The sequence below is a fragment of the Streptomyces stelliscabiei genome (assembly GCF_014873495.1).
Taxonomy (GTDB): domain Bacteria; phylum Actinomycetota; class Actinomycetes; order Streptomycetales; family Streptomycetaceae; genus Streptomyces; species Streptomyces bottropensis.
This window is the reverse complement of the sequence record NZ_JADBGF010000001.1, coordinates 10003263-10026651: the sequence shown is the minus strand read 5'-3', so window position 1 is coordinate 10026651 and position 23389 is coordinate 10003263. Positions and strand designations below refer to the sequence as shown.

20 protein-coding genes and 3 pseudogenes are annotated in these 23389 nt (G+C 69.9%); 12 read left to right on the top strand and 11 right to left on the bottom strand.

Annotated elements, in window-relative coordinates; all coding sequences use genetic code 11:
* Positions 1–14 precede the first annotated feature (14 nt).
* Positions 15–1316: a hypothetical protein gene (locus tag H4687_RS43790; protein WP_046913523.1), complete on the bottom strand. Its 1302-nt coding sequence runs from the start codon at positions 1314–1316 to the stop codon at positions 15–17.
* An 851-nt stretch (positions 1317–2167) separates the two neighbouring features.
* Complete coding sequence (locus H4687_RS43785; protein ID WP_046913524.1) at positions 2168–2578, bottom strand: peptidoglycan-binding domain-containing protein; 411 nt, start codon at positions 2576–2578, stop codon at positions 2168–2170.
* Between the two features lie 329 nt (positions 2579–2907).
* On the opposite strand from H4687_RS43785, the gene H4687_RS43780 reads away from it, so the two are divergent.
* Together H4687_RS43780 and H4687_RS43775 are read left to right on the top strand one after the other, a co-directional pair.
* Positions 2908–3732 (top strand): helix-turn-helix domain-containing protein, encoded by an 825-nt coding sequence (locus tag H4687_RS43780; RefSeq protein WP_046913525.1) that lies wholly within the window; start codon positions 2908–2910, stop codon positions 3730–3732.
* Complete coding sequence (locus H4687_RS43775) at positions 3725–4612, top strand: helix-turn-helix domain-containing protein (protein WP_050398571.1); 888 nt, start codon at positions 3725–3727, stop codon at positions 4610–4612. Before H4687_RS43780 ends, H4687_RS43775 begins: the two co-directional genes overlap by 8 nt.
* 184 nt (positions 4613–4796) lie before the next feature.
* Here the strand turns inward: H4687_RS43775 and H4687_RS43770 are convergent, their stop codons facing one another.
* The gene (locus tag H4687_RS43770; protein ID WP_199813389.1) at positions 4797–6251 is read right to left on the bottom strand and encodes an alpha/beta hydrolase family protein; all 1455 of its coding nucleotides are present in this window, start codon (positions 6249–6251) and stop codon (positions 4797–4799) included.
* A 392-nt stretch (positions 6252–6643) separates the two neighbouring features.
* On the opposite strand from H4687_RS43770, the gene H4687_RS43765 reads away from it, so the two are divergent.
* The 5 genes and pseudogenes from H4687_RS43765 to H4687_RS43745 all read left to right on the top strand — a co-directional run bounded on the left by H4687_RS43765 (position 6644) and on the right by H4687_RS43745 (position 10922).
* Positions 6644–7933 carry a sensor histidine kinase gene (locus H4687_RS43765; protein ID WP_225966999.1) on the top strand — a complete coding sequence of 430 codons (1290 nt, stop codon included), beginning with the start codon at positions 6644–6646 and terminating at the stop codon, positions 7931–7933.
* A complete protein-coding gene (locus tag H4687_RS43760) occupies positions 7930–8592 on the top strand; it encodes a response regulator (RefSeq protein WP_046913527.1) in 663 nt (220 codons plus the stop codon). The genes H4687_RS43765 and H4687_RS43760 overlap by 4 nt, the downstream gene beginning before the upstream one ends.
* Before the next feature lie 55 nt (positions 8593–8647).
* Positions 8648–8836, top strand: a pseudogene (locus tag H4687_RS43755) (alkene reductase); the annotation flags it as partial.
* Positions 8837–9077: 241 nt separating this feature from the next.
* A complete protein-coding gene (locus tag H4687_RS43750) occupies positions 9078–9671 on the top strand; it encodes a TetR/AcrR family transcriptional regulator (RefSeq protein WP_046913858.1) in 594 nt (197 codons plus the stop codon).
* 711 nt (positions 9672–10382) lie between these two features.
* Positions 10383–10922, top strand: coding sequence for a hypothetical protein (locus H4687_RS43745; RefSeq protein WP_046913859.1), 540 nt, complete (start codon positions 10383–10385; stop codon positions 10920–10922).
* 135 nt (positions 10923–11057) lie between these two features.
* On the opposite strand, the gene H4687_RS43740 is transcribed toward H4687_RS43745, so the two are convergent.
* Positions 11058–12011, bottom strand: a complete 954-nt coding sequence (locus tag H4687_RS43740) for a sialidase family protein (RefSeq protein WP_052768274.1) — start codon at positions 12009–12011, stop codon at positions 11058–11060.
* Here H4687_RS43740 and H4687_RS48315 point away from each other — a divergent pair.
* Positions 11946–12509, top strand: a complete 564-nt coding sequence (locus H4687_RS48315; protein WP_318787730.1) for a helix-turn-helix domain-containing protein — start codon at positions 11946–11948, stop codon at positions 12507–12509. The two genes, H4687_RS43740 and H4687_RS48315, sit on opposite strands and share 66 nt — an antisense overlap.
* Positions 12484–12708, top strand: coding sequence for an MmyB family transcriptional regulator (locus tag H4687_RS48310; protein WP_046913861.1), 225 nt, complete (start codon positions 12484–12486; stop codon positions 12706–12708). The genes H4687_RS48315 and H4687_RS48310 overlap by 26 nt, the downstream gene beginning before the upstream one ends.
* Positions 12709–12955: 247 nt before the next feature.
* On the opposite strand, the gene H4687_RS43730 is transcribed toward H4687_RS48310, so the two are convergent.
* The 3 genes from H4687_RS43730 to H4687_RS43720 form a co-directional block, all read right to left on the bottom strand.
* Positions 12956–13492, bottom strand: a complete 537-nt coding sequence (locus H4687_RS43730) for an AAA family ATPase (protein ID WP_159026088.1) — start codon at positions 13490–13492, stop codon at positions 12956–12958.
* Between the two features lie 172 nt (positions 13493–13664).
* Positions 13665–14006, bottom strand: a complete 342-nt coding sequence (locus tag H4687_RS43725) for a hypothetical protein (protein WP_046913863.1) — start codon at positions 14004–14006, stop codon at positions 13665–13667.
* The gene (locus H4687_RS43720) at positions 13988–14692 is read right to left on the bottom strand and encodes a sugar isomerase domain-containing protein (protein WP_199813392.1); all 705 of its coding nucleotides are present in this window, start codon (positions 14690–14692) and stop codon (positions 13988–13990) included. The genes H4687_RS43725 and H4687_RS43720 overlap by 19 nt, the downstream gene beginning before the upstream one ends.
* Between H4687_RS43720 and H4687_RS48600 the strand changes: the two are divergent.
* The 3 genes and pseudogenes from H4687_RS48600 (at position 14581) to H4687_RS43705 (ending at position 17401) form a co-directional block, all read left to right on the top strand.
* Positions 14581–15223: pseudogene (locus H4687_RS48600) on the top strand (SDR family oxidoreductase). The gene H4687_RS43720 and the pseudogene H4687_RS48600 overlap by 112 nt on opposite strands.
* A gap of 271 nt (positions 15224–15494) precedes the next feature.
* Entirely contained in the window at positions 15495–16001 is a 507-nt protein-coding gene (locus tag H4687_RS43710; RefSeq protein WP_225966998.1) for an allene oxide cyclase barrel-like domain-containing protein, read from the top strand.
* 449 nt (positions 16002–16450) lie between these two features.
* Positions 16451–17401, top strand: coding sequence for an SDR family NAD(P)-dependent oxidoreductase (locus tag H4687_RS43705; protein WP_046913865.1), 951 nt, complete (start codon positions 16451–16453; stop codon positions 17399–17401).
* A gap of 69 nt (positions 17402–17470) precedes the next feature.
* Here the strand turns inward: H4687_RS43705 and H4687_RS43700 are convergent.
* The 4 genes and pseudogenes from H4687_RS43700 to H4687_RS43685 all read right to left on the bottom strand — a co-directional run bounded on the left by H4687_RS43700 (position 17471) and on the right by H4687_RS43685 (position 23228).
* Positions 17471–18449, bottom strand: a pseudogene (locus H4687_RS43700) (IS5 family transposase).
* Between the two features lie 53 nt (positions 18450–18502).
* Entirely contained in the window at positions 18503–19303 is an 801-nt protein-coding gene (locus tag H4687_RS43695) for a class I SAM-dependent methyltransferase (protein WP_046913867.1), read from the bottom strand.
* 891 nt (positions 19304–20194) lie between these two features.
* Positions 20195–21955 (bottom strand): S8 family peptidase, encoded by a 1761-nt coding sequence (locus H4687_RS43690; protein WP_046913868.1) that lies wholly within the window; start codon positions 21953–21955, stop codon positions 20195–20197.
* 640 nt (positions 21956–22595) lie between these two features.
* Positions 22596–23228 (bottom strand): DUF6368 family protein, encoded by a 633-nt coding sequence (locus H4687_RS43685; RefSeq protein ID WP_050398573.1) that lies wholly within the window; start codon positions 23226–23228, stop codon positions 22596–22598.
* Between the last annotated feature and the right edge of the window lie 161 nt (positions 23229–23389).

The window sequence follows — 23389 nt, the reverse complement described above, 5'->3', positions numbered from 1 at the left end:
GGTGATAGCGCAGGCTAGAGGCCGAGGCCGGCGCGCAGCGCGGACCAGATCTCTTCGAGGAACGCCGGGTAGTCCTCGCCGTAGGTGACCACGCCCGCGTATACCGCGTCCAGGGCGGCCTGGAGCGGGTCGGCTGCTGCGGCATCGACCAGTGCGGGCAGGGCCATGTGCGGCTGCGACATCCGCAGGGACGGGTCGGGTGCGCCGAAGACGATGGTCATGGTGTGCGCCGGGCTGTCGTCGGGCTGCGGTGCGGACGGGCTCGGCGGATTCACCACAGCAGCCGCGGGGCCCACCACCGGCGGTGACGCCGGTGAGGGCTTCCGCAGAAGCACATGGTCCCTTGAAGGGCCGGACGTACGGTAGGGCGACCGTCGAGGCGGGACGGCCCGAGCGACGGTCCTGTTCGGGACACTCTGGTCCACATCCAGCACCCGCCACATGTGGTCCCGGTCGTCCAAGGGCGGCGGCAGCGGACGGCCGGCGGCCAGGGCCGTGAGTGCGTCGGCGATCCAGTCCAGGCCGGTCAGACCGGCCCTCTCGCAGGCCCGTCGGGCCGCGCACAGGGCCACCGCGCGCTGGGTGGCGGGACCGGCGGCGTCGATGGCGTGCAGGAGTGCGGGGTCGAAAGCGAGCAGGCCTCGGACGTTGCCGCCGACGGTGCGCAGGGCCTGACTGGGCAGTTGTCCGCCCCATTCCCACCGCTCGTGAGCGAGCTGGCTTTCTCGTTCTGCTTGTTGCTCGGCGAGGCGGGCTTGGTCTTCGGCTGCGGCGCGTTCGGCGGAGGTGGGAGGGGGCGGCTGCTGTCGGGCATAGTCGTGCCAGTAGGCGGCGTTGTGCGAGGTCTGCTTGAGTACCTGGTCGGGCCGAGGCGACGCGGGCCAGAACTGCAGCAGGTATCTGTCGAGTTGGGGATCGTCGTCCATTCGGGTGTCCCGCTTGCGTGCCGCGTCCATGCCGGTGGCGCAGTAGCGCACCCGGTAGTCGATCCTGTCCAGGTCGAGCGCCCAGGAGTCCTCGCCTGCCCATTGCATGAGCACGCTGGTGGCGGACAGCGGGCGGAAGGACACCTCCACGACGTCCTCCCATTTCGGGTCCAACGGCGGGGCCTCGTCGTGGACTTCGACGGTGAATCCGACGCTGCCGGTGTGCAACCCCGTCGTCAGCCACAGCGCGCCGGGAATCGCCGCCCCGCACAGTCCGCTGCTCTGCCCGGCGAACGCCTCCGCCAGGCCGGGGCCGACCCCGTCCGGGTCGCTTTCGACATAGATCTGGCTGTAGTGAACATGTACCTCACCATCGACGGGCCTGCGCACCTCACCCCCTCCCCGACACGAGTGTGCGCCGGATGCGAAAGTCACTCAGATGTGCCACGGAGAGGGCGCCTTGTGACGGACGGCGTCGGCCGAGGCCGGTGAGCGGCGAGGCTGTATGGACCATGGTGGGTGAGCCTTCTTCCTCAGGCACGCCAAGAGGTGTGCGGCGGCCGACAGCGGGACGCAGCCGTGCTACCGGATCGGCTGCGGGCCGAGGCTACTTGGAGGAGCGCGCGTACTTCCAGGCCCCGTAGGTCTCGAGTTGACGTTGTCGCCAAGCGATCCGATGACGTAGACGGGCGCATCCGAGTCCGGACACACCTCTCGCCGGGCGCCTCCAGAGTGACCGCCGATTCCCCGTTCGTCCCGAGTCCGAAGCACGACGCGGCAACTGGTCGGTGCGGCCGACGCACCAGCCAGCGGCCGGGCCCGCGTCCGAGGGTTCGAGCGGACACCATCGAGGTCGAGCACCCTCACGGCCTCCCCACGGGAAGCCGACGGCAACTCGGTGCGCCGGCAGACGAACTGGAGAAGCCGGCGCGGCCGACGGACCAGGGGGGCTATCGTCCGGCTGAGCCCCATGGAGCCGACCGCCCGAGGCCACCGCTTCCGGACGCCCACCTATCACCCCGGCTGATCTCCGCCGTCCAGCCGGAGGCCGGCATCTCAAAGTCCGGCGTCGCACTGCAGCCACCAGTGGTGGGCGGCTCCGCTGCCCCCGGGGGGCTCGGCCTGCCCAGACACCTCTCTCACCTCTGAGCTTCCCCCGTCGCAGACTCGCCCTGAGCCAGGCCGGACCGTACGAGGGTCCTACCGGAGGCGGTCCACAGCCCAGCGTGCCTACACCACGGTCAGCAGGAGAGACGGCGAAGGCGGGGCCAGGTCTCCTCGCCGACCAGACCGTCCTCGTCCAGCCTGCCGTTGCAGGCGTCGTTGTAGATTTCCTGGAACCTCTTCGCCGCTGCCTTGGAGTTGCTGCCGAAGATGCCGTCGACCGTCCCCGGGTTGTAGCCGTGGTACTTCAGGATGCACTGCGCTTCCTTGCCGGCGGCGGTCACCTGCGAGGAGGAGGGGACGACGGTGTTGCCGTTGTAGTAACCGGCGGAGAGCCGGCCGCTGGAACTCATGTTGACGTCGCACGGGAAGACCGCGGCCGCCGCGGTTCCGGCTGCGACGGCGACACCCCCGGTGGCCGTGCCGCCCACCAGGGTGAGGGAGGCGAGCATGATCGCGGTGCGTTTGCGGGCTGCGCTGAGTGCCATGGGGTACCCCCGGAATAGGTGTGGTCTGGATATCGGTCGTGCTCGGCGGACGGCCCCGGGTGAACCGTGCCGTCCGGTCGAACGAGATCCATGCTGGAGGGTCGGGCTCCCCACCAGCCACAGAACCCGCCCGGTTGGGACAGCACGGGATGCGTACCACTCTGACCTGCTGGGACGTCATGCGGGACGACACGACGGCGGGACGTGGGGGTGGCGTGAAGGCGCGATGGACGAGAGAGGTGGGGAACGTGCGTCCGGACGGTCGTATCTCCGTACGCTTGGCCACACGCTGAAGGTGCACACAATGGAGTGCGCGAAAGGGGGTTGGCATGTCGCGTTGGAAGGCGCTGCCCGAGTCGTTGGATCCTCGGATCCGGCAACTCGTGGTGCAGCTCAGACAGTTGAAGGACCACAGCGGTCTGAGCCTGGCCGCATTGGCGAGCAGGACCTCGTACAGCAAGTCGTCGTGGGAGCGTTACCTCAACGGGAAGGCGGTGCCGCCCCGGCACGCCGTCGAGGCCATGGCGGACGTATGCGGCGGTGATCGGATCAACCTGACGGCACTGTGGGAAGTGGCCACATCCGCTGTCGAAGCGGAGCTCGCACCGCCGGAGCAGCCCGAACAGCCGGGGCAGGAGTCCGCGCGGGAGGAGGAGCGGCCACAGGAACCCGCGCAGCCGGAGACGGCATCCCCGAGCGAGCGGAAGGGCTCCGGCCGGCACCTGCACAGGAGTCCGCTGGTCACGGCGTCGGCGACCGCCGTCGTGGTGGTGCTCGCGGCGGCGGCCCTGCTGGCCGCACGGCCCTGGGAGTCGGAGGCGGAGCCGCGCGAGCAGGGCAGGAGCACGAGCGTGCCGACCTCCACGTACTCCGTGCGGACGTTCCCGTGCTACTTCACGGTGCGCGACGGCTTTGTGTACGCCGGGCACAGCACGACCCTGACCGACGAGTACGGCGTCGGAACCACCGTCGAGGCGGTCGCCGAGGTGCAGTGTCTGGTCAAGAAGCACGGCTTCGACCCCAAGGGGATCGACGCGTCGTTCGGGCCCAACACCAAGGCCGCGGTCCAAAGGTTCCAGCGATCCCGTGGACTCGACGACGACGGCATCGTGGGTCCGATGACCTGGCGCGAACTCAGGAAACCCAGTGGCTGAGGGCGCTCGGCCGCAGCCGCGCGGCATATCGGAGCCGACCGCGCCCGAGGTCCGCCACCTCACGGAGCGGCTGCGGGAGGCCAAGGACGGCACCGGACTGAGCTTCGCCGCGCTGGCGGCCAGGACCTCGTACAGCAAGTCGTCGTGGGAGCGCTACCTCAACGGCAAGACGCTGCCGCCCCGCGACGCGGTGGAGGCGCTCGCGAAGCTGAGCGGCGCGGATCCGGCGAGACTGCTGGCACTGTGGCGGCTCGCCGAGCGTGCCTGGAGCGGACGGGACGCACGCGACACCGCGGCCGGAGGGGAGACCGGAGGAGGGCAGAACAGACTCGAAAGCGCGGTGGACTCCCCGCCGAGGGCGGACGTCCGGGCCGACACGCCGGCGCTCGCCCCGAGGGACGGGAAGCTGAGCCGCAGGACCGTGGTGGTCGCGGCGGCGGGAGCCGCTCTGGCCGCCGCGCTGGGCGCGGGGACCTGGACCGCCTGGGCATGGACGTACGGCGGCGGGCGCGAGGAGGCGGCGCCCCGGCTGAGCACAGGCGCGTGCCGAGGTGAGCACTGCACGGGCCGCAACTCCGAACAAAGGGACACGGACTGCTGGACGGACGCGGACACGCGTGCGCGGCGGGAGACCGCCGGCCGGGTCGTGGAGCTGCGCGTCAGCCTGAAGTGCCAGGCGTCATGGGGCCGCATCACCGAACCGCGGCGCGGGGACCGGGTATGGGTCGAGACCACCGACGAGCAGCACCAGTCGGGGCAGGTCGCCGTACCGAACCGTGCCATCTACACCCTGATGCTCGGCATCGAGCGGCCGTCTGACGCGCGGGCCTGCTTCGAGTTGGCGGATGGACGGTCCGGTTGCACTCCGTGGGGGCGTTGAGCGGGCGCGGGCCGCACCCCGCCGGTCTGCCGACCACACCCTTCGGCCTAGACGTCGCCCTCCGCCTCCACCCGGTCCACCAGGTATCCGATCGCGACACACCCTCCCCCGCCGGCGACCGCCCGGCAGAATTTCGTCCTCGACAGGGGAACGGCCATGCCGTCGGCTGCCGTGGCCCAGCCGATCAGCGGCTTTCGGCCGGGCGGTGGACGCTGAGGTCGCCGTAGGCCGACAGAACGTCCGCCAGGTCACCGGGTGTGCGCCGCAGGGTGGTGTCCAGGAAGGCGAGCGTGGTCGCGGCGACGACGCGCGGGCTCTCGGTACGGCCCAGGGAGCCGACGATCGAGGGCACGGGCGGCAGGTACAGGGGGCCGTCCATGAAGGTGAGGTGCGCGGCACCGGGGATGGTGAGCCGGTAGCTCGTCGCGGCGCTGAGCTTGAGGACCTTGGTGAGGCGGGGGATGTAGTGCGGGTCGGTTCCGGGGGTGATGGCCTGAGTCAGGGCGAGCGTCGGCTGGCGGAGGGCGGGCGAGAGGGGTCCGTGGGGGTAGCCGTCCAGGTCGATGACAGCGTCGAACCGGCCGTCCTGCCGGGCTGTCTGCAGGGCGGCGGCACCCCCCATGGAGTGGCCGGTCACCGCGACCCGGCTGGTGTCCAGGCGTCCGGTCAGCGGGCCGGCGATCGCACCTCGGCCCAGACGGTCCAGTTGGGTGAGGACGAAGCTGAGGTCAGCGGCCCGAACATCCGTCCAGTCGGCCGCCAGCTTGTCGTCCTTGTCCCGGTCGCCGGTCGAGGCGGTCTTGGTGTGGATCGTCCGGCCGTCGGTGAGGACGACGGCGGCAGAGTCGTAGGGGTGGTCGAGGGCGGCGACCATGTAGCCGTGGCTGGCCAGTTCCTCCGCCCAGGCGGTGTTCTGGGTGCGTACTCCGCCCGACCCGGGAGAGAACAGTACGACCGGGAATCGTCCGCTCCTGCCGTCCACTGCGGCGTTGAAGACCGCATGGGTGTGGGCACGCGGGACGCCGTCGACCAGGAAGCCGGGCAGACCGACTTCGCTGGCGAGGGCGTCAGAGACGATGCGAGCCTCGTGCTCTGTGCGTCCCAGGTACTGAGCACGCTGCGCGCCTGCGGGGCTCTTCCGCGCGGGATACCAGAGCTGGACCACGACCGTGCGCCGGTCGTGCGGGTCGGCGGTGAAGGTCTCGGGGCGGTGTGGGTCGGTCCACTGCATCACACGGGTGCCGACCGCGAAACGGCCTGACGGCTCGGGAAACACGGGTACGGGAAAGGACCAGGCAGCCACCGGGCCCGTGGCGATCAGACCGACGCAGGCAGCCGACCCCGGCAACGCCAGCCACCATCGGGCCCGCCACGCCGGCCGACTGCTACGGCGTCGCGACCAAGGAGAGAAGGCGAACGGCAGCGCGAGGGCAGCCCCTGCCAGTACCGGCAGCATCTGCCAGCGGATCCCCGCCACACTCAGCACGATCGCGGACAGCAACGACACCACCCCCGCCGCGTTCGTGACGCGCGGGCGTGCAGTTGGGGGAAGCCAGCGCGCCACCACCAGTGCGACGGCGCCCAGCAACACAAGCAATTCCAGAGGGGACATGTACAGCCCCGTGATGATCTCGGTCATCCGGCCATCCTCAGCGCGGGGCACGCGATGCCACATCGATCCCGGGTCGCCATCGCGTGCAACCGGAGTCGCAATCCGAGGCATGTCCCTGTGCAACCGGAGTCGCAATCCAACGCATGTCCCCCGTGCAACCGGAGTCGCAATCGAACACGCCGGTCCAGCGGCCGCTCTGCGACTACGGGGGTAGCGGGACTCCTCCCACAGTCGTAGCTCGGTGCGGTGCCATCAGACGGTGGACTCATGCGTTCCCCTGGGACTGCGGCCTACCGTGACAGGGCTGCGCAACACGCCCGGTAGCCGGGGCCTCGCTCCCCTCATCCGACCTGGCTGCGGCGTACGCGGTGGTGGCCCCGGCCGGGGCCACCACGATGCTCGATCGACAGGGACATGTGATGACCCAGGCGGCCGCGGAAGCCGGCAACGCCCACCCGGTACGCTTCAGGGACCGCGCGCGGCGGACGAAGACGGCCGTACGGCTGACGAGGTACGCCGACCTGGCCTCCGCGCGAGCGGGACGATTGGTGACAGCCGCCCGGCGCTGTGCCCTTCGGCTGCCGCCCGTGGTGCGGGACTCGCTGTTGCCGGCGCTGCTCCTGCTCAACATCATGACCACGCGCGCGCCGCAAGATTTCTCGGTGACCGTGGCCCTCACCGCCGCCCTGGCGCTGCCCCTGGTGTGGCGGCGCCGGGCCCCGCTCACGGTGTTCGGCGCCGTGGCAGCCGCGGCCTTCGTCCAGTGGCTGACAAACGTCCAACTGCCTGCGGACATCGCCTTGCTGGTGGCCCTGTACACGGTGGCCGCGAACTCGGGCCGGCGCGGCACCCTTGTCGCCGGTGCCATCGTGGAGGGCGGGGCCCTGCTTGCCTGTCTGCGCTGGGCGACGGAAGGCGCATTCCTGACCCTCTTCGTCGCGGTGACGGCGATGGTCGTCGCCTCCGCCGTCCTGGGGGTGAATGTGCGGACCACCCGCGCCTACCTCGCGGCTCTGGAGGAACGGGCCGCGCGTCTGGAGCAACAACAGGACCAGCAGGCGCGGCTGGCCGTCGCCGAGGAGAGGACACGTATCGCTCGGGAGGTGCACGACATCGTCACCCACAACCTGTCCGTCATCGTCGCGCTCACCGACGCCGCCGTCTACGCGCAGCACCGGTCGCCCGACAAGGCCACCACGGTGATGCTCCAGATCTCCGAGACGGGCCGGCAGGCACTGACCGACATGCGGCGCTCGCTGGGCATCCTGCGGACCGACGAACCGGACGTGGAGCGCCACCCGCTGCCCGGCATCGCACAACTGACAGCTCTCGCCGACCAGATGTGCGCCGCCGGGCTGCCGACCCGCGTAGAGGTCCGGGGCGGCCACACCCACATTCCCGCCACCGCACAACTGACCGTCTACCGCTTGGTGCAGGAAGCCTTGACCAACACCCTCAAGCACACACCCCCCGGCACACGCGCGAAGGTCGGGATACGGTGCTCGACCGAGACCGTCACAGTCGACGTCACCGATAGCGGCCCCCGCCCGCCGCTGCCCGGCGCCACACCATCCGGCCACGGCATTCCCGGCATGCGCGAGCGCGCGGCCGCCTACGGGGGGACGTTGCGGGCAGGACCGTTCCCGGGCGGCGGCTGGGGAGTCCACACCCGCCTCGACCTCGGCAGCAGCGGAGCGGCGTCCGCATGACGATCCGCATCCTGATCGCCGACGACGAGGCGCTGCTCCGCATGGCCTTCAGCACGGTCCTGGAGGCCCAGCCCGACATGGCACCGGTCGGCGAAGCCGCTGACGGCAGAGAGGCCATACGCCTCGCGCGGGAGCTGCGCCCCGATGTCGTCCTCATGGACGTCCGGATGCCCGGGACCGACGGGATCGAGGCGACCCGGCAGGTCATCCGCATCTCCCCGCAGAGCAGAGTGCTGATCCTCACCACCTTCGACCTGGATGAATACGCCTTCGCCGGACTCAACGCCGGAGCCTCGGGCTTCCTGCTGAAGAACACCAGGCCCGAGGAACTGCTCAGCGCGATACGCAGCATGGCCGCGGGCGACGCGGTGGTCTCCCCGCGGATCACCCGCCGCCTGCTGGAGAACCTCCGCCCGCACATACCCGACGGCAGCGGCGCCGGCCGCGACGAGCGGCTGAGCCGGCTCAGCGCTCGTGAGCGCGAGGTGCTCATCAAGGTGGGCTGCGGCCTGTCCAACGCCGAGATCGCGGCCGCCCTGCACCTCGCGGAGGCGACCGTGAAGTCACATCTGGGGCGAATCTTGCACAAGCTAGAACTCCGCGACCGGATACAAGCCGTGATCTTCGCCTACGAAAGCCGCCTCATCCACCCGGCCTGACGCCACCACCTGCACCACCCGCACCACCCGCACCACCCGCACCACCCGCACCACCCGCACCACCCGCACCAAGGACATCGAGAACGGCATCGCCGACGTCATCACCGTGGGCTCGATGGCACTCGCCAACCCCGACCTGGTCGAACGCATACGCGCCGGCGCACCCCTGAACACCCCCGACCCCGCCACCTTCTACGGCGGCGGCGCGGCCGGCTACACCGACTACCCCACCCACACCGCCTGACGAAGCATGACCCGGCGTCCGAGGGAGTCGCCCTCCTCGGACGCTTCGGCGTACGCAAGGCACAGGCAGGCAGCAGTGAACATGCGCTCGCGACGCGAGCGGTATGCCGGCGATGACCACGAGGGCATCCCCGTCGAGGGCCCCCAAAAAATCACCTGCCAACCATAATATTACATGCGTCAGACCACACATTAGGATGGGATGCGAGGCAATGGCCCGGCGGACTTGATGGAGGAACCCTGTGGCGCGCTACACCAAAGAGCACAAGCAGGTGACGCGGCAGCGGATCATCGAGCAGGCCGGCCACCGGTTCAAGCAGGACGGCATCGACGGCTCCGGCATCTCCACGCTGATGTCCGACGCCGGACTCACCAACGGGGCCTTCTACGCCCACTTCGAGTCCAAGGACGACCTCGTCGCTCACGTCGTCGCCGAGCAGCTGCGCGCGCAGGTGGAGCAGTACGACACGCTGCGCCCCGGCCGCGAGGGACTCGAGGATCTCATCCGCGCGTATCTGTCACCCGAGCATCGCGACAACCCCGGCGACGGTTGCCCGTCCGCAGCCCTGCTCGACGAGATCGGCCGCTGCGGTGACGCGACCAAGGACGCCTACACCCACGGTGCCAAAGCCGTCCTGGACGAGCTCGCCGCCCGCCTGGCACCCGAGGATCCGCAATCCGCCCGCGGTCAGGCCGTCGGGCTCTACACCATGGCGGTGGGAACGTTGCAGCTGTCCCGCGCGCTCTCCGACCGGAAGTTCTCCGACGAGGTCCTCACGCAGGGAATCGAGAACGTCCTCGCCTTGGCGCGGTCCGGGTCGCTACCGGCTGCGTGACCGCTTGGCAAAGGCCATGACGCTGGTGCCGTGCACCCGCGCTTCCGCCGTCAGCGTGCGCGGGTGACCCCCCAGGGGCACCTGCGCATCTCGGGAGCGACACCGACGCGGCGGTCGTCCGCTCGTACGGCGGATGGCGCGGCGCGCATTCGGTACGCCTGGGCGGCAGCACAGGCCCTGGGACCGGGCTCGGGCCCGCACGGGACGTCGACCGTGCCGATCCTCCGCATCGCGCCCCGCGAGACGACCGCCTCGTCGCCGTATGGCCCTCCGCCTGCCGGTGAGCTGTGCGAAGGGCCGGTAGAGCAGGGGCATGAGGTCGGCGTCGACGATCGCCGCGATGTCGTCGTCGCTGATCCGCCGGTCGCGCACAAGCCCCCGGTGGAGCGCGCGCATGCCCCCGGTGGAGCAGGAGAGCGAGGGCGGCGGAGACCGCGATCGAGCGACTCCTGACGGATCGGCCTGGCGCGGGGGCAATTCACCGCGCTCCCTTCCCACCCGTACGCGAGTCCGCCCTCGACGGACTGGTTCAGGGAGTCGGGAGTCGACGTAGCGCTGCCGGACGAGGCCGCACGGCGCTGGCTCCTGGCGAGCTGTGTCGTGCAGGGCCGCACGCTCTCAAGGTGCATCACCGGGTGACCCGCTGGAAAGCCAAGATCCACGCGCCGAAACGATGAGCGCGCCCAGACTGCGTGTTCTACGTTGACCGACATGACCGCCTCGGACCGGGCCTACCGCTACGTCGGACCGCACCATGTGATCGCTGCCGTTCAATCAGCAGACAGCGGTGCCACGATCCGCACAGCCGTCGACTTCGCGGCCTGGGTCGCAGCCCGGACCGCAGAGGAACTGGACGAGCCCTTCACCTACGTCGTCCGCACGGACGGCGCCCTGCGGCTGGCTCCACGCCGCAGCGAACACGCCGCCTGCGCGGGCGGCGACCGGGTGCTGGGAGCAGGCGAGATCAGCTTCCGCACCGAGGCCGGACGCTGGACGGTGAACGAGGTCAGCAACCAGTCGACCGGCTACTGCCCGGATGTTGCCTCATGGCCGGCTGTCGCACAGGCGCTGGATCAAGCCGGCCTCGACCACTCGGACTGCTTCACCCACGCAGTGATCTTCCGTCGGTGTCTCACCTGCCAGGAGCACAGCATCGTGCGAGAAGGCCACTTCGTCTGCGTCTTCTGCGACGCGGACCTACCCCGCCGATGGAACATCGATTCGAACTCGGACGACCCGAACGGGCCCTGATCTCTCCACCCCGGCACAGACTGCCTCCAGCTCGGCCGACCGCCTCGGACCTCGACTGCGCGGGCATGAGTGGACGTCCGCCGGCCCGGCTGCTCCCCACATCCGGGAGCAGCCGGGGCGGCGGAGCCGGTCGGTCTACGTGTCGGAGATGTCGAGCTTGCTCACCAGGATGGCCGAGGTGTCGTGCTCCCAGACGATGAAGTACTTGCCGGGCGCGTACTCATCGCCCATCGGGTACGTGTCCCAGCCGGCGCCGTTGCCGGCCGGTGTCGGGTCGGTGGGGCCGGTGGGGTTGGCGAACAGCTTGCTGCTCGACCAGGCCGCGCCACCGGGGTTCTTGGTCCGGTAGTTCAGGACCTGCCGGATCGGGTTCGAGTCGGTGTTGTAGATGGTCGGATACCGGCCGGTGCTGTCCTTGGTGAAGTAGCCCTTGGAGTCGTTGTTGGGCACGTTGGTGTCCAGGGCGAGGTTGCTCCAGGACTCGCCGCCGTTCGTGCTGGTGGCCGTCAACGCGAACGTCGGTGATGTGCCGTCAGGGGAACTGCTGCGGGCGACCATGAGCAGCTTGTTCGGGTTGTCCTGGGAGATGACCAACTGCGGTTCGCCGGGTTGGTGGTCGGTCGGGTTGAGGGCGGCGGTTCCGGCCGTCCAGTCTCGGAGGTTGTCGGAGTACAGCGCCCCGACCTGCCTGCCCGTCCACCAGGCCGGCATGACGTATCTCCCGTCGGCCATCTGGACCGGACGTCCGGCGAGGGCGAGGTTCCCGTGGTCGGCGAGCGGCAGGTTGACGGTGAAGTCGTGCCAGGTGTGCCCCCCGTCGGTGCTCTCCCTGGCGACGATGGCGTCGATCGGCAGGCCTCTGCGGTTCACGGGCGAGGTTCTGTCCATGTACGCGAGGATGCGGTCCCCCGTCTTGTAGAGCTCGACGTAGTGCCAGGAGTGCTCGCTGGTCTCCTGCGCCAGCGTCTGCGGGCGGCTCCAGCTCACGCCGCCGTCGGTGGTGTACGCGTATCGGATGTACCCGTGGTCGACGACCGGTCCCGAGGTGTCGGTGATCACCGTGGCGGTGGTGCCCTCCCGCCACACCACGACCGCGTCGTTCTCGCTGGTGCTGATGATGTCGGGGGTGCGGGGGCCGTCGCCCTCGGTCGCCGTGTCCTGCGCACCCGACGCGAGCGCATCACGCCTGAACGGGCGGGGTTGCCTCCCCGTCTCACGCGGCGGGTGCCAGGGCTACGACGCGAGGAGGTCGCCCTGCTCGCCGGGGTCAGCCCCGACTACTACCAACGCCTGGAGCAGGGGCGCACCGCGCAGGTCTCCGACCAGGTGTTCGACGCCGTCGCGCAGGCTCTCTCCCTCTCGGACGTGGAGACCGAGCACCTGCGCAACCTGGCCCGCCCGCGTCGCGCCGACGCCGAGGCGAGAACCGCGCGACGGGCATCGAGAGTGGTGCCCGACGAGCCACTGGTCCGGCTGCTGCAGGCCATGGGGGACGCGCCCGCGTTGCTGCTCGGCGCCCGCCTCGACAATACGGGAGAAGCGGCTGGGCGTCGCCCGTATCGTGCACCCGGTCGTCGGCACGCTTGAGTTCGACTACCACGTGCTGACCGTGCCCGCACGCCCCGATCGCTCACTGATCACCTACTTGCCGCAGCCCGGCTCACCAACAGCTGAGGCCCTCGGGATGCTGGTGAGCTGGGTTGCCGACCACACCGACCCGGTCGGTCACGGCGCCTCCGCCGGAGCACCGAAGTCCGACGGGGACACGGGTTCGGCAACCCCCTGAGCATCAGTCGAGGCCGTCGCACCACGTCCGACCAGGGGGCTTGAGATCTTCGCCGAAAATACATTCCCTGGGCGCTCTCCGGGCCTGGCCTTCGCGGGGCTGGCCTTCGCGGGGCTGGCCTTCGCGGGGCTGGCCTTCGCGGGGCTGGCCTTCGCGGGGCTGGCCCGGACAGCCACCGCCGTGAGGCAGTCGGAGAGTTATCGGTCGAGGGCGGCCATCGCGCCACCGGCAGCGGTGCACGTGCTGCTCAAGAATGTGAAGACGGCTTCTGAACTGCGCCGATCACGCTGTCCACCACCTCGGTCAGCGGCCCGGATGCATCGATGATCGTTGCGCCATGGCTTTCGTAGATCGCTCGCATCCGAGGATTCCACTTCAGGGCCGCGGCGAGCTCTTCCGGATGTTGACCGAATGGGTTGGTCGTGCGGGTCGCGAGCCGGTGGCGGAGGGTGTCCTCGTTGATCACCAGGCACACGATGACATCGAAAAGATCGCGGACGTCCGCCTCGTTCTCCGCCGACCCACACAAGAACGCGATTCGGGAACGGGACTCACTGACGAGGGTCTCAACGCGCTCGCGGACGATCGCCCACCCATATCGATCGAGCCAACCCTCGGGAACCGGATACGGAGGCTCCCTCACGACCTCGCCCGTAGCTCGGTCGATCCAGCGGCTGAAGCCGTCCTCGTCGGCGTCGAGCGCGACGTGGCCACGCGCTCGCAACACCCCGCAGACCGTGGACTTACCAGTCCCTGAATTGCCGGTCACCCATACCACTGTCACGCCACCAGCGTAGACACGACGATTCCGGCCAGCGACGCAGTCGCCGCGATCGGGCAAGGCGCGGCTTCGACCGACCGACTCCTTCCGGCACAGCTGGTGGACGGCCAAAGCTCGGGCTCAGTTGCCCTGCCGAAGACGACAAGCAGGCCATCGCGATCACGTACCGCCCCCCTCAACCCTGCACGGTGGGCGTGCTTGGTCCGGAAGCACATGCCTCGACGACACATGCGACGGCGACGCCCAAAGCGGCTGTCGCCACCGCGACACCGAAGACGATGTCCGGTCCTGGATCCTGCTCGAACACGTTGCGCAGCGACCAGCAAGTGATGGTGACTTGGCCAAGCGCGACGATCCCCAGCCAACCCGAGCGCACGGCCCGCGGGGTGCGTTCGCGGAAATTCTCCAGGCCGAGGAGCGACGCGGCGCCCACCAGAGCGACCACGATGCCGATCAGGGTCACGGTGTACAACGCCGTGTCCGGCGGCAGGGTCGTGATCAGCGCGGTGACCAGCACTCCCCGAGGATTCCGGCCGCTTCAACGGCTGTTGGAGCTGTGCCAGAGGGGGAGGGAGACCTGCTGGGTTGCGGAGAGTCGGCCCAGACGGGCCAGCAGCAGGTTCCACAGATGGGCGGAGCAGAGCGTGGATATCGACGCGGTCGCTCCGCTCGGTGTGGCACGACCGCGTCACCGGGCGGGATGGCGGTGTCGAGCACGGTGTCCGCCAGATCACCGAGTTCGGCGAAGGACCGTGCGGGCGCCTGCGCCATGTGGAGGCGTGAGGAAACGGCTACGACGTAGGCCCCGCGCTCCTTGAGTTCGTGGGCCGCTTCGACCGGGAACGCGTTCACGCCCGAGTTCGAGAAGACGACGGCCAGATCGCCCGGCTGGACACCCGCCGGGGCGACCAGGGTCGCCGCCAGTCCGCTGACCCGTTCCGCTTCGGTACTTGCCTGTGCGCCGTTCAGCGGCAGCAGGCCCGGATGGAACAACGGGCGTACACAGGCCAGTCCGCCGGCGCGGTAGAGGGTTTCCAGGACCGCGGCCACGCTGTGGCCCGCCGCCGCGGCGTGTACGACCCGGCCGGTGCGTGCCACGTCGAGCAGCCGCGCTGCCACCTCGTCCAGGGCGGCGTCGTTGTGTTCCTCGATCATGCGGAGATGGGCGCGCATCGCGGCCCCGAAGTCGTCACGAAAGTCCACGCACCGACTGGGACCAGCTCAGCGGACTCGTCCGTCAGGTCCAGGACACCTGGGGACAGCTGGACGTTGCCTTCGCCAACGCCGGAGCCAGTGTCGTCACCAGCTTTCTCGGCACCCACGGCGCACTGCCCGACCAGTGGCGGGACATGGTGCTCGCGAACGTCCACGGACCTGCTCTGACGGCACGTGCCACGCTCCCCGCTCTGGTCGCCTCCGGCGGTCATCTCGTGCTCACCGGATCGGCCGCCGGCCGGGGGGTACGGCCGGGGCAACCTCTACTCCGCCACGAAATGGGCGGTCAACGGCCTCGCCCAGAACATCCGCGCCGAGTGTGTCGGCACCGGCGTGCGCGTCACCCTCGTCCAGCCCGGCCTGGTCGACACCGGCGGCATCCCACCCGAACACGCCCACGACCCGAAACTCGAACCCGGCGACATCTCCCGCGCGGTCCTCTACGCCGTCACCCAGCCCGCCACCGTCGACGTCAACGAGATCCTCATCCGCCCCGTCGGCCAAGACGCCTACCGCTGACCCCGGACTCTGCGACCGATGTTTCAGCCGCGCTCCCACTGCCGGCACGTCTGACAGACGTCCGCAGCAGTCGTCCGGTATGGCGTGCCGAAATGGTCTGCGTCGTGAGGGAGCGTCGGTGGCACCGAAGCCCATGATCAGGCGGGCCGTCCCTCGTCCCGCGCTCGTCCGATCGGTCAGTTCTTCCGATCGCCGCGCTGGGCACGGCAGAACTGAGGCTATGGATGCGTCACGAGAACCATCCATGAGCATCAACCTCAGGAGCCATTCGATGCGCCCCATCAGAGCAACCTGTCTCGGCACGGCCACCGCGCTGGTCACCCTTCTCGCCTACGCCCCTGTCGCGGGTGCCGTCGCGACCGACGCCGATTCGGCTCACGCCCAGGGCAAGGACAAGGTCATCACACTCATCGGCCGGCTCGCGCAGCAGACGCGCTTCCCCGTGAACCCCGGCGGCAGCCCCGCCCAGGGCGATCGGACCGTCTTCCGCTCGACCCTCTTCGACGAGAAGGGCAACCAGGTGGGGGAAACCGGCGGCACCTGCGACACCACCCGGGTCGACAAGGGCGGAGCGGAGGTGTGCGTCGTGACCTACACCCTCCCGGGTGGACAACTCTCCGTGCAGGGCATGGTCTTCGGCATCCTCAACCCGGGCCCTCCCCCATCGTTCGACAACGCGATCACCGGCGGAACCGGCAAGTACGACCGAGCTCGCGGCTCGATCCACGCCGACACGATCGCTCCGGGCACGAGGCGCTTCACGATCGACCTCGACTGACCGACTGCCCCTGCCCCTGCCCGGTGAAGCCGGCCGGGGGCTCCCCCCTTGCGCGACGCAGCTCAGCAGCACGATCCCGGACGGGGCGGGGTACGGAATGGCCGGGCGCTGACGATCAGCCACCGCACCGCCAGCGCCCGGCACTCGCGGACCTCGCTCGCGGCAGCTCCCGATTCCCCTCCCCTAGGGCCTGTGTGTGGTTGTGATCAAGCAGTGTGACTGAGCGCCCGAGTTGACCCCTGAGTACTTCACCTGGCCACGCTCGCTCTCAGTTCTGCACCGGTCGTGGCGAAGCAGCCTTCTTGCTCTCGGTAGTTCTCCGGAGAGGTGTCGGAAGTCTGTCGGCGGTTTCCGTGATCTGTCGGCGGTATGTCGGTGGAGGTTGCGACCTTGGGCGGGTTGGTGCTCCTCATGAGCACGCTGCCCCAGAGAGCCAGGAGCCTGTCACCGTGTCTTCCGCATCCCAGAGCCGACCGTGGGACGTTCACCAGCTGCCGTCTGCCGAGGGCAGGATCTTCCTGGTCACTGGGGGTAACGCCGGGATCGGCTACTTTGCCGCGGAACAGCTCGCCGCCACCGGCGCCGTCGTCGTACTCGGCTGCCGGGACGCCGCGAAGGCCGACGCCGCCATGGCCTCGATCCGCTCCCGCGTCTCCGGCGCGCATGTGCGGCACCTGCAACTGGACCTCGCCGACCTGTCGTCCCTGAAGACCGCCGTGGACAGGCTGGACCTCGATCATCTCGACGCGGTGGTCTACAACGCAGGGGTCGCGCTCGACGACCTACCGCGTCGAGAGACCGGGGACGGCCACGAGCTGATGTTCGGCACCAACCACCTCGGCCACTTCGCGCTCACCCAGTGGCTGGCCCCCCGGCTGTCCGCGGCGTCGGCGGGCCGCATCGTGACGGTGGGAAGCTTCGCGGCGCGGTCCGAGCGACTGGACCTGGGCGATCTGCAGTCGACCCAGGACTACCGGCCCAAGCGCACCTACGGCCGATCGAAGCTGGCGCAGATGTGCTTCGGCTTCGAACTCGATCGCCGTCTGCGTGCCGTCGGCAGCACGGTGCTCAGTGTGGTGGCCCATCCCGGTGGCGCACTGGACTCCCTCACCCCGTCCCGTCCGCCGGTATGCGTGACCACTCCCGGTGAGCGGCTGCGAGCCTTGCCCGCCGGGCTCTTGGTGCAGGGCAAAGACGCCGGAGCATGGCCCGTCGTCCGTGCCGTCCTCGACTCGCAGGTGCAGGGAGGGCAGCTGTGGGGGCCGAGGGCCTTCGGCCTGCGTGGCCTACCACGGCGTGAGCCCGTCCCCTCTCACATGGCCGACCCGGCCGTCGCCGCTCGCCTTTGGGCCACCAGCGGTGAGCTGGCCGGCACCGATCCGCATCTCGGCTTTCGGTAGGCCGGAGCCGCAACCAGGGCGGCCATCCGGTGGCCAGCTGCCATGTTCCGCCCGGTCAGCCGGGACGCCTCAGTCACAACCAGGTTCCTGCAGGAGGTCGTTGATCCAGATCATCGGGGCGCGGAGGTGGAGGCAGGCGAGGTAGCTCTCGGGCGTCTTGTCGTAGCGGCTCGCGATGCCTCGCCAGACCTTCAGCTTGTTGATCAGGCGCTCGACGGTGTTCCGCTCCTTGTAAAGATCGGCGTCATGGCTTGCGGGTCGGCCACCCCGGCTGCCCTTCTTCCTCCGGTTGGCGGCTTGGTCCTTCTTCTCCGGGATGACCACCTTGATGTTGCGTTTCCGCAGGTAGGCGCGGTTACCGCGGGACGAGTAGGCCTTGTCTGCCGCGACCGCGTCAGGCCGCGTGCGGGGACGGCCGACGGGCAGACGGACCCGCACCTTCTGCAGCACGGGGACGAACTGCGGACTGTCGGCGGCCTGTCCCGCGGTCAGAACGAGCGGCAACGGGCGGCACTTACGGTCTGCAGCGAGGTGAACCTTGCTGGTCAACCCGCCCCGGGACCTGCCGAGCAGGGCTTCCTTCAAGCGGAGCTTGCACCGTCGCCGGACGTGTCGCCGCTGTTCTGCCCGTTCTGCTCCTGCGGGCCGCCCCCTTTTGCCGGGCCTGCTCCTGCTCTGCGGCGGCTTCCTCAAGGGCATCCATGACCTCCTTGCCGATGCGCATCCCGGCGGCGTCGTGGTGGGCGCGGGCGGTGGTGGAGTCCACGCTGACCAGGGACAAGTCTGTTTTCCCGTGGCGGGCGGCCTCGGCGATCAGACCTTCCAGCAGTGCGGTGAACACGCCGGCGTCCCTCCAGACCCGGAAGCGGCCGTAGACCGTTGGCCAAGGACCGAACTCGCAGAGCATCTCCCGCCACTGGGCGCCGGACCGGAACCGCCAGATCGCTCCCTCGAACTGCTCCCGCAGCCGCTTGGGGTACGGGCCGAACCCGCCGACCGGCAGGTAGGGCTCGATTCCCGGTTTGTGATCAGCAGAGTCGTTGCCCACCTGACCCAGCCGCCCGCCGGCCTCACTGCTGACCTGGCCCGGCCGGTGGAGGGTCAATGACCGGCGCCGGCCTTGACCGCTTTCGTGGCGAAGTAGCCGGAGAGCCAGCCGGCGGTGGCCTCCGAGTGGTGCGGCGCCTCGACGAAGCCGGTGATGGCGAAGCCCGCCGCGATCTGCCCGCCGAGCTGCTCGGTGAGCGTGTGGCTGTACTCCACCGGCGCGTCGAGGCCCCACAGCCGTTCCCGCTCGGCGGGCTCCAGGTGGGTGAGGTCGCTGTAGGGCAGGCGGTGGCGCACCACCAGCTCGCCGCGTGTCTCCAAGGACTCGGCGTCGAAGAGGTAGACGTCCGGGTTGAGGAAGCCGGACAGCAGCGTCCCGCCGGGGCGCAGCACGCGGTGGCCCTCGCGCCAGACCGGCGCCAGATCCGGGATGAACAGGTTGGAGACCGGGTGGACCACAAGGTCGAACGAGGCGTCCGGGAACGGGCTCAGGTCGCGCGCGTCGCCGAGCACGGTGCGTAGGTCGAGCCCCTCCCGCGCCGCGACCATCTCGTCCTGCGCCAGCTGGCGGGGCGAGTTGTCGAAGACGGTCACCCGCGCGCCCGCCGCGGCCAGCACCGGACCCTGCTGCCCGCCGCCGGAGGCGAGGCAGAGCACGTCGCGACCGGCGATCTCCGGCGGGAACCAGGTCGGGTCGACCGGCTCGTACCCGATCAGGACGATGGACCACTGGCCGGCCCGCGCCTTCGCGATCACCTCGGGGCCGACCGGGCGTGACCACTCGTTGCCCTCCTCCACCTCGCGGTCCCAGGCGAGGCGGTTGTGCGCGACGGGGTCGACGGGAGTCTGGCTCATACGCCGTACCCTAGTTGCGTGTCGCCGGCGTGGGGAGCGCCCGTATCCAGCGGGGCCTTCCGCTCGTCGCGGTGACCGGGTTCGCTGTCGCGTGGCCCGTAGTGGACAGCCGGGGTGGTGAAGAGGGACCGGGTTCCGGCGGGTGGCGTCCTCCGCCAGCCGCCGGGGGCTTGAGATACGCCTTGAACAGCTCCAGGACGCCATGAAGATTCGCTCCCCGGAGCGGCCCGGGGCGGAGGCCAACAGCTCACCTCGGGCCCTTCGGCAGGCCCCTGTGGTGGATACCGTAGTCGTGCGGCGCCGCCGCTTGGCAGGGGCCGGTTCCCGTGCAGCGCGTCGACCGGCAGCGGCCCAACCCTGTCGGCGACCTGGTCGGGGGGCAACGGCGTGGACGCCACGAGGCTCTCCGATCTGGCCGGAGGCGGCCGTTGCGACCGTGAGAGCCGACGGAGCCGGGTCCGGGACTGGACTGATGGCCGCCCTGCAGGAGTCGGTGCGCGAGACGTAGGCCTCCCCCGGCCAGGCCGCCTCCGCGGTCCGGGCCTGGACGGCGGTCCTCCGCTCGAACCGGCCGGCACTCCTCGGGGCCGCGGCGTGCTCAGCCTCGGCCCTGCCGCCCGTACGGTCAGCGTGGACACGGCCTCGCAGCCCCTCCCGGAGACGCAGGGTGAGCCGGACACCGGCCCCAGGCCATCCACGGCCTTCCTGGACCCCTTCGGCATAGGGGCCCCGACCGCGGTGTACACCGCCGCCGAGGCCCCTATGTCCTCTGCCGCCCAGCCGTTCGCAGCCCTGGCCGAACAGATCCCAGCCCCGCCTTGTCCGCGGCCGCGGGCGGGCAGCTGTCGTCGGCGCAGTGCGTCCTGCACGCGGGCGTTGCCGGGCCCTGCGCTAGAAGGTCAGGTTCCAGGCATCGATCTTGCCTGTGTCGGAGGCGGCGTTGTCGTTGACGCGCAGTTTCCAGGTGCCGTTCGCGACCTCCGAGGAGGCGTTCACGGTGTAGGTCTGGGCGATGTTGTCGGTGCTGCCGCCGGCGCGGTTGTGCAGCGCGTAGACGGTGCCGTCCGGCGCCACCAGGTCGACCTTCAGGTCACCGATGTAGGTGTGCTTGATGTCCACACCCACCTTGAGGGTGGCCGGGGCGTTGCCGGTCACGCCGGTGACGGCGATCGGGCTCTCCACGGTCGCGTTGTCGTTGATGGCGAAGTCCGCGAGGTTCTCGAAGTACGTGCCGGGAGGCGGGGTGGCCCCGACGGCCTTGAGGGCGTCGACCTGTCCCTCGCCGAAGAACGCGTTGTTGGCCGTCGTGCCCGTGCAGCGGCTGTCCGAGGGGCAGGCGATGTCGTTGGCCTGGGTGGCCAGCTTGGCGCGGATCTGCGCCGGGGTGATGCCCGGGTCGGCGCTGGCGATGAGCGCCGCCACGCCGACCACGTGCGGGGTGGCCATCGAGGTGCCGCTCTTGCTGCCGTAACCGCCGCCGGGGACGGTGGAGTACACGCTGCTGCCCGGCGCCGCGACGTCGATGACGCCCTGCCCGTAGTTGGAGAACGAGGCCTTGGTGACGCCCGTGCCGTTGGCCGCGACCGTGACCACGCCCGGCAGCTCGGTCGGGATGTCGAGGCAGGCGTTGGTGATGGTGCGGGTGACCGGCGTCGAGTCGTTCGGGCTCGCGGAGTCGGTCGTCTTGTGGGCGAGGTCGTAGTTCTCGTTGCCCGCGGCGGCGATCTGGAGGGAGCCCTTGGCCTCGGCGTACTCCTGGGCACGCTTGACGCCCTCGATGATGGCGGCCTGGTCGATGTTGTCCGGGCAGTTGAACTGCCACGGGTCCGTGTAATAGCTGTTGTTGGTGACCTTGAACCCGTGGTCACCGGCCCAGACGAAGCCGCAGATGGTGTTCTCGGCGAAGAAGAAGGAGTTGCCCGGCTCGGCGACCCGGACCGCGGCGATCTTCACTCCGGGTGCCACGCCGACGACGCCCTTGCCGTTCTTGGCCGCGGCGACGGTGCCCGCTACGTGGGTGCCGTGCGTGTCGACGTCCCGCCAGGCGCCGGTACGGGTGTCGGGCTTGCCGTAGGCGCAGGAGACCGAGTCGGCCGCGTCGAAGTTGGGTGCCAGGTCCTGGTGCTGGTCGTCCACACCGGTGTCGAGGATGCCGACCTTGACCGAGGCGGAGCCCGGGTTCACGGCCCAGGCCTGGTCGGCCTTGATCTGGCTCATGTCGGCCCGGACCGGTTCCCCGGCCGGGGTCGAGGCCTGGGCCGGATTGGCCGGGAGCGCCGGGTTGTAGGCGTCGGCCGGGACGTCCGAGGTACGCGTGGCACCGACCTGCTGCACGCCGGCGACGCCGCGCATGGTGGCGGCGAATCCGCTGGACGCCGAGTGCGCGACGATCACGCCGATGGCGTCGAAGTCCGAGAAGACGGTGCCGCCGTTGGCCGCGATCGCGGAGCGGACCGCCGAGTTGTCACCGGGGGCGGTGATCACGAGGTAGGCACGCGTGCCGGCCACCCAGCTCGCACTCTGGGAAGCCGGTTTCGCGGCCGGCGCGGGGGCCTTGGCGGCCGGCGCGGTGGAGGGGACGACGGGGAGGGTGCCCGCGAGGGCGCCCGGGGCGCCGAACGTGAGGGCGGCGCCGAGGGTGGCCGCCAGCACCAGCGTGCGTCTGGACCGGCTGGATATGTGGGGTATCAATGCGTCCTCCGGAGACGGGCCGGCCGTGTTGAGGGCACCGGCCGGGCCGTACGAAACGAGTGGTGGATGCAAGATGTCAGGTGCATGCTCCTCCACGGAAGTACCTTTCCGTGCAGGGACGTTGTACGAGCATGGCTGAAAAGAGACGTACCCCTTCCGCCACGAGTCCCGACGGATCAGCAGGAACAGCTCTTCCTTCGCGGCCACCCGACATCGCCCCCTCACGGAGACCCACACCGAGCGGCCCAGCCCCACGTCGAGGGTGGGGCCGACTCGGGCCCCCAACATCGGGCCGAGCTTCCTGGTCAGCGGCTACATCATCCCCGCGTCGCTGGACGCCGGGATACGTCAAGACCGGCGACATCGCGCTGTACAGCAAGTACGGCGGCCGCTTGTCGATGCCCGTGACGCGCTTCGACTCCTCCGGGACGTGCGTGCGGACGTTCCGGATCGGCCGTCTCTTCCGCATCTACCCGCCGCGGGCGGCCGTCGTCACTGGCACTCTGGCAGACGCGGCGCTGGGCGTGGCAGACGCCCGGAACTTCGGAACACGGCAAACGTTCCAGGTCACAGCATCACCTCTATCGCGGATCTGTATGGGCTACTTGACCAGCCGGAAGGCGGGTTGCCCAACCCAGGCCCGCAGGAACTCCGCCGTTCCCAGCACGGTCCAGTCGTCGTCCGTGATCCCCAACACCCCCGGAAGGCCGGCGACGACCGACACCTGTCCGTCCAGCAGCTCGGCCTTGGCCACGCCCCCGATGACGTCCATGACAGCGGCAGTCAGCAGGGCCGTGGTCACGTGATCGATCTCGCGATTGCAGCAGGCGCTGACATTGACGGCATGGGTCGGTCTGAAGCCCAGGACGGCCTCCACCTCGGGCTCGTCCGCGTGCTCAGCCTGGAAGATGCTCTCATCGCCGATACCAGGTCCCATCAAGTAGACCAGGAAGGGCCGACGCCAGTCCTCACGCTGCGGATTGAATCCCACCAGGGCGGTGAGCTCCTCGTCCGCGGGGGTGTTGCCGAGGAGCGGAAGCGGGAACGGCTTTCGCCAGTCCTCCTCTCGTCTGTCCTGGACGCCCAGCCGCTCCGCAGGCACGTTCACGTCGAAGAACCCGGGCCGCTTCTCGGCGAAGTGGGAGGAGAGCCCCACCATCAAAGCGCGGAACTCTTGCAGCGCAGATGGGGAGAGCGGCTCCGCCAGATCGATCACCAACGTCGGACCAGACATGTCGGGAGCCTAGTTTGCTCTGCTCCGCGACCGCACAGATTCTTCCAGCCGGTCCAAGCACCGACGCCGCCGCCACGGCGAACCCGTGCGGTCACAGCACTAGACACGCCCGGACGGAAAACAGGGCGAAGTTCCAGGAGTGCTGCCGCTACCTGCGCTCG

Coding starts and splice junctions, on each gene's coding strand:
- H4687_RS43745 (WP_046913859.1), top strand. CDS start 10,383: ATGACCGCCTCGGACCGGGCCTACCGCTACGTCGGACCGCACCATGTG.
- H4687_RS43710 (WP_225966998.1), top strand. CDS start 15,495: ATGCGCCCCATCAGAGCAACCTGTCTCGGCACGGCCACCGCGCTGGTC.
- H4687_RS43685 (WP_050398573.1), bottom strand. CDS start 23,228: ATGTCTGGTCCGACGTTGGTGATCGATCTGGCGGAGCCGCTCTCCCCA.
- H4687_RS43760 (WP_046913527.1), top strand. CDS start 7,930: ATGACGATCCGCATCCTGATCGCCGACGACGAGGCGCTGCTCCGCATG.
- H4687_RS43780 (WP_046913525.1), top strand. CDS start 2,908: ATGTCGCGTTGGAAGGCGCTGCCCGAGTCGTTGGATCCTCGGATCCGG.
- H4687_RS43695 (WP_046913867.1), bottom strand. CDS start 19,303: ATGAGCCAGACTCCCGTCGACCCCGTCGCGCACAACCGCCTCGCCTGG.
- H4687_RS43785 (WP_046913524.1), bottom strand. CDS start 2,578: ATGGCACTCAGCGCAGCCCGCAAACGCACCGCGATCATGCTCGCCTCC.
- H4687_RS43770 (WP_199813389.1), bottom strand. CDS start 6,251: ATGACCGAGATCATCACGGGGCTGTACATGTCCCCTCTGGAATTGCTT.
- H4687_RS43765 (WP_225966999.1), top strand. CDS start 6,644: ATGACCCAGGCGGCCGCGGAAGCCGGCAACGCCCACCCGGTACGCTTC.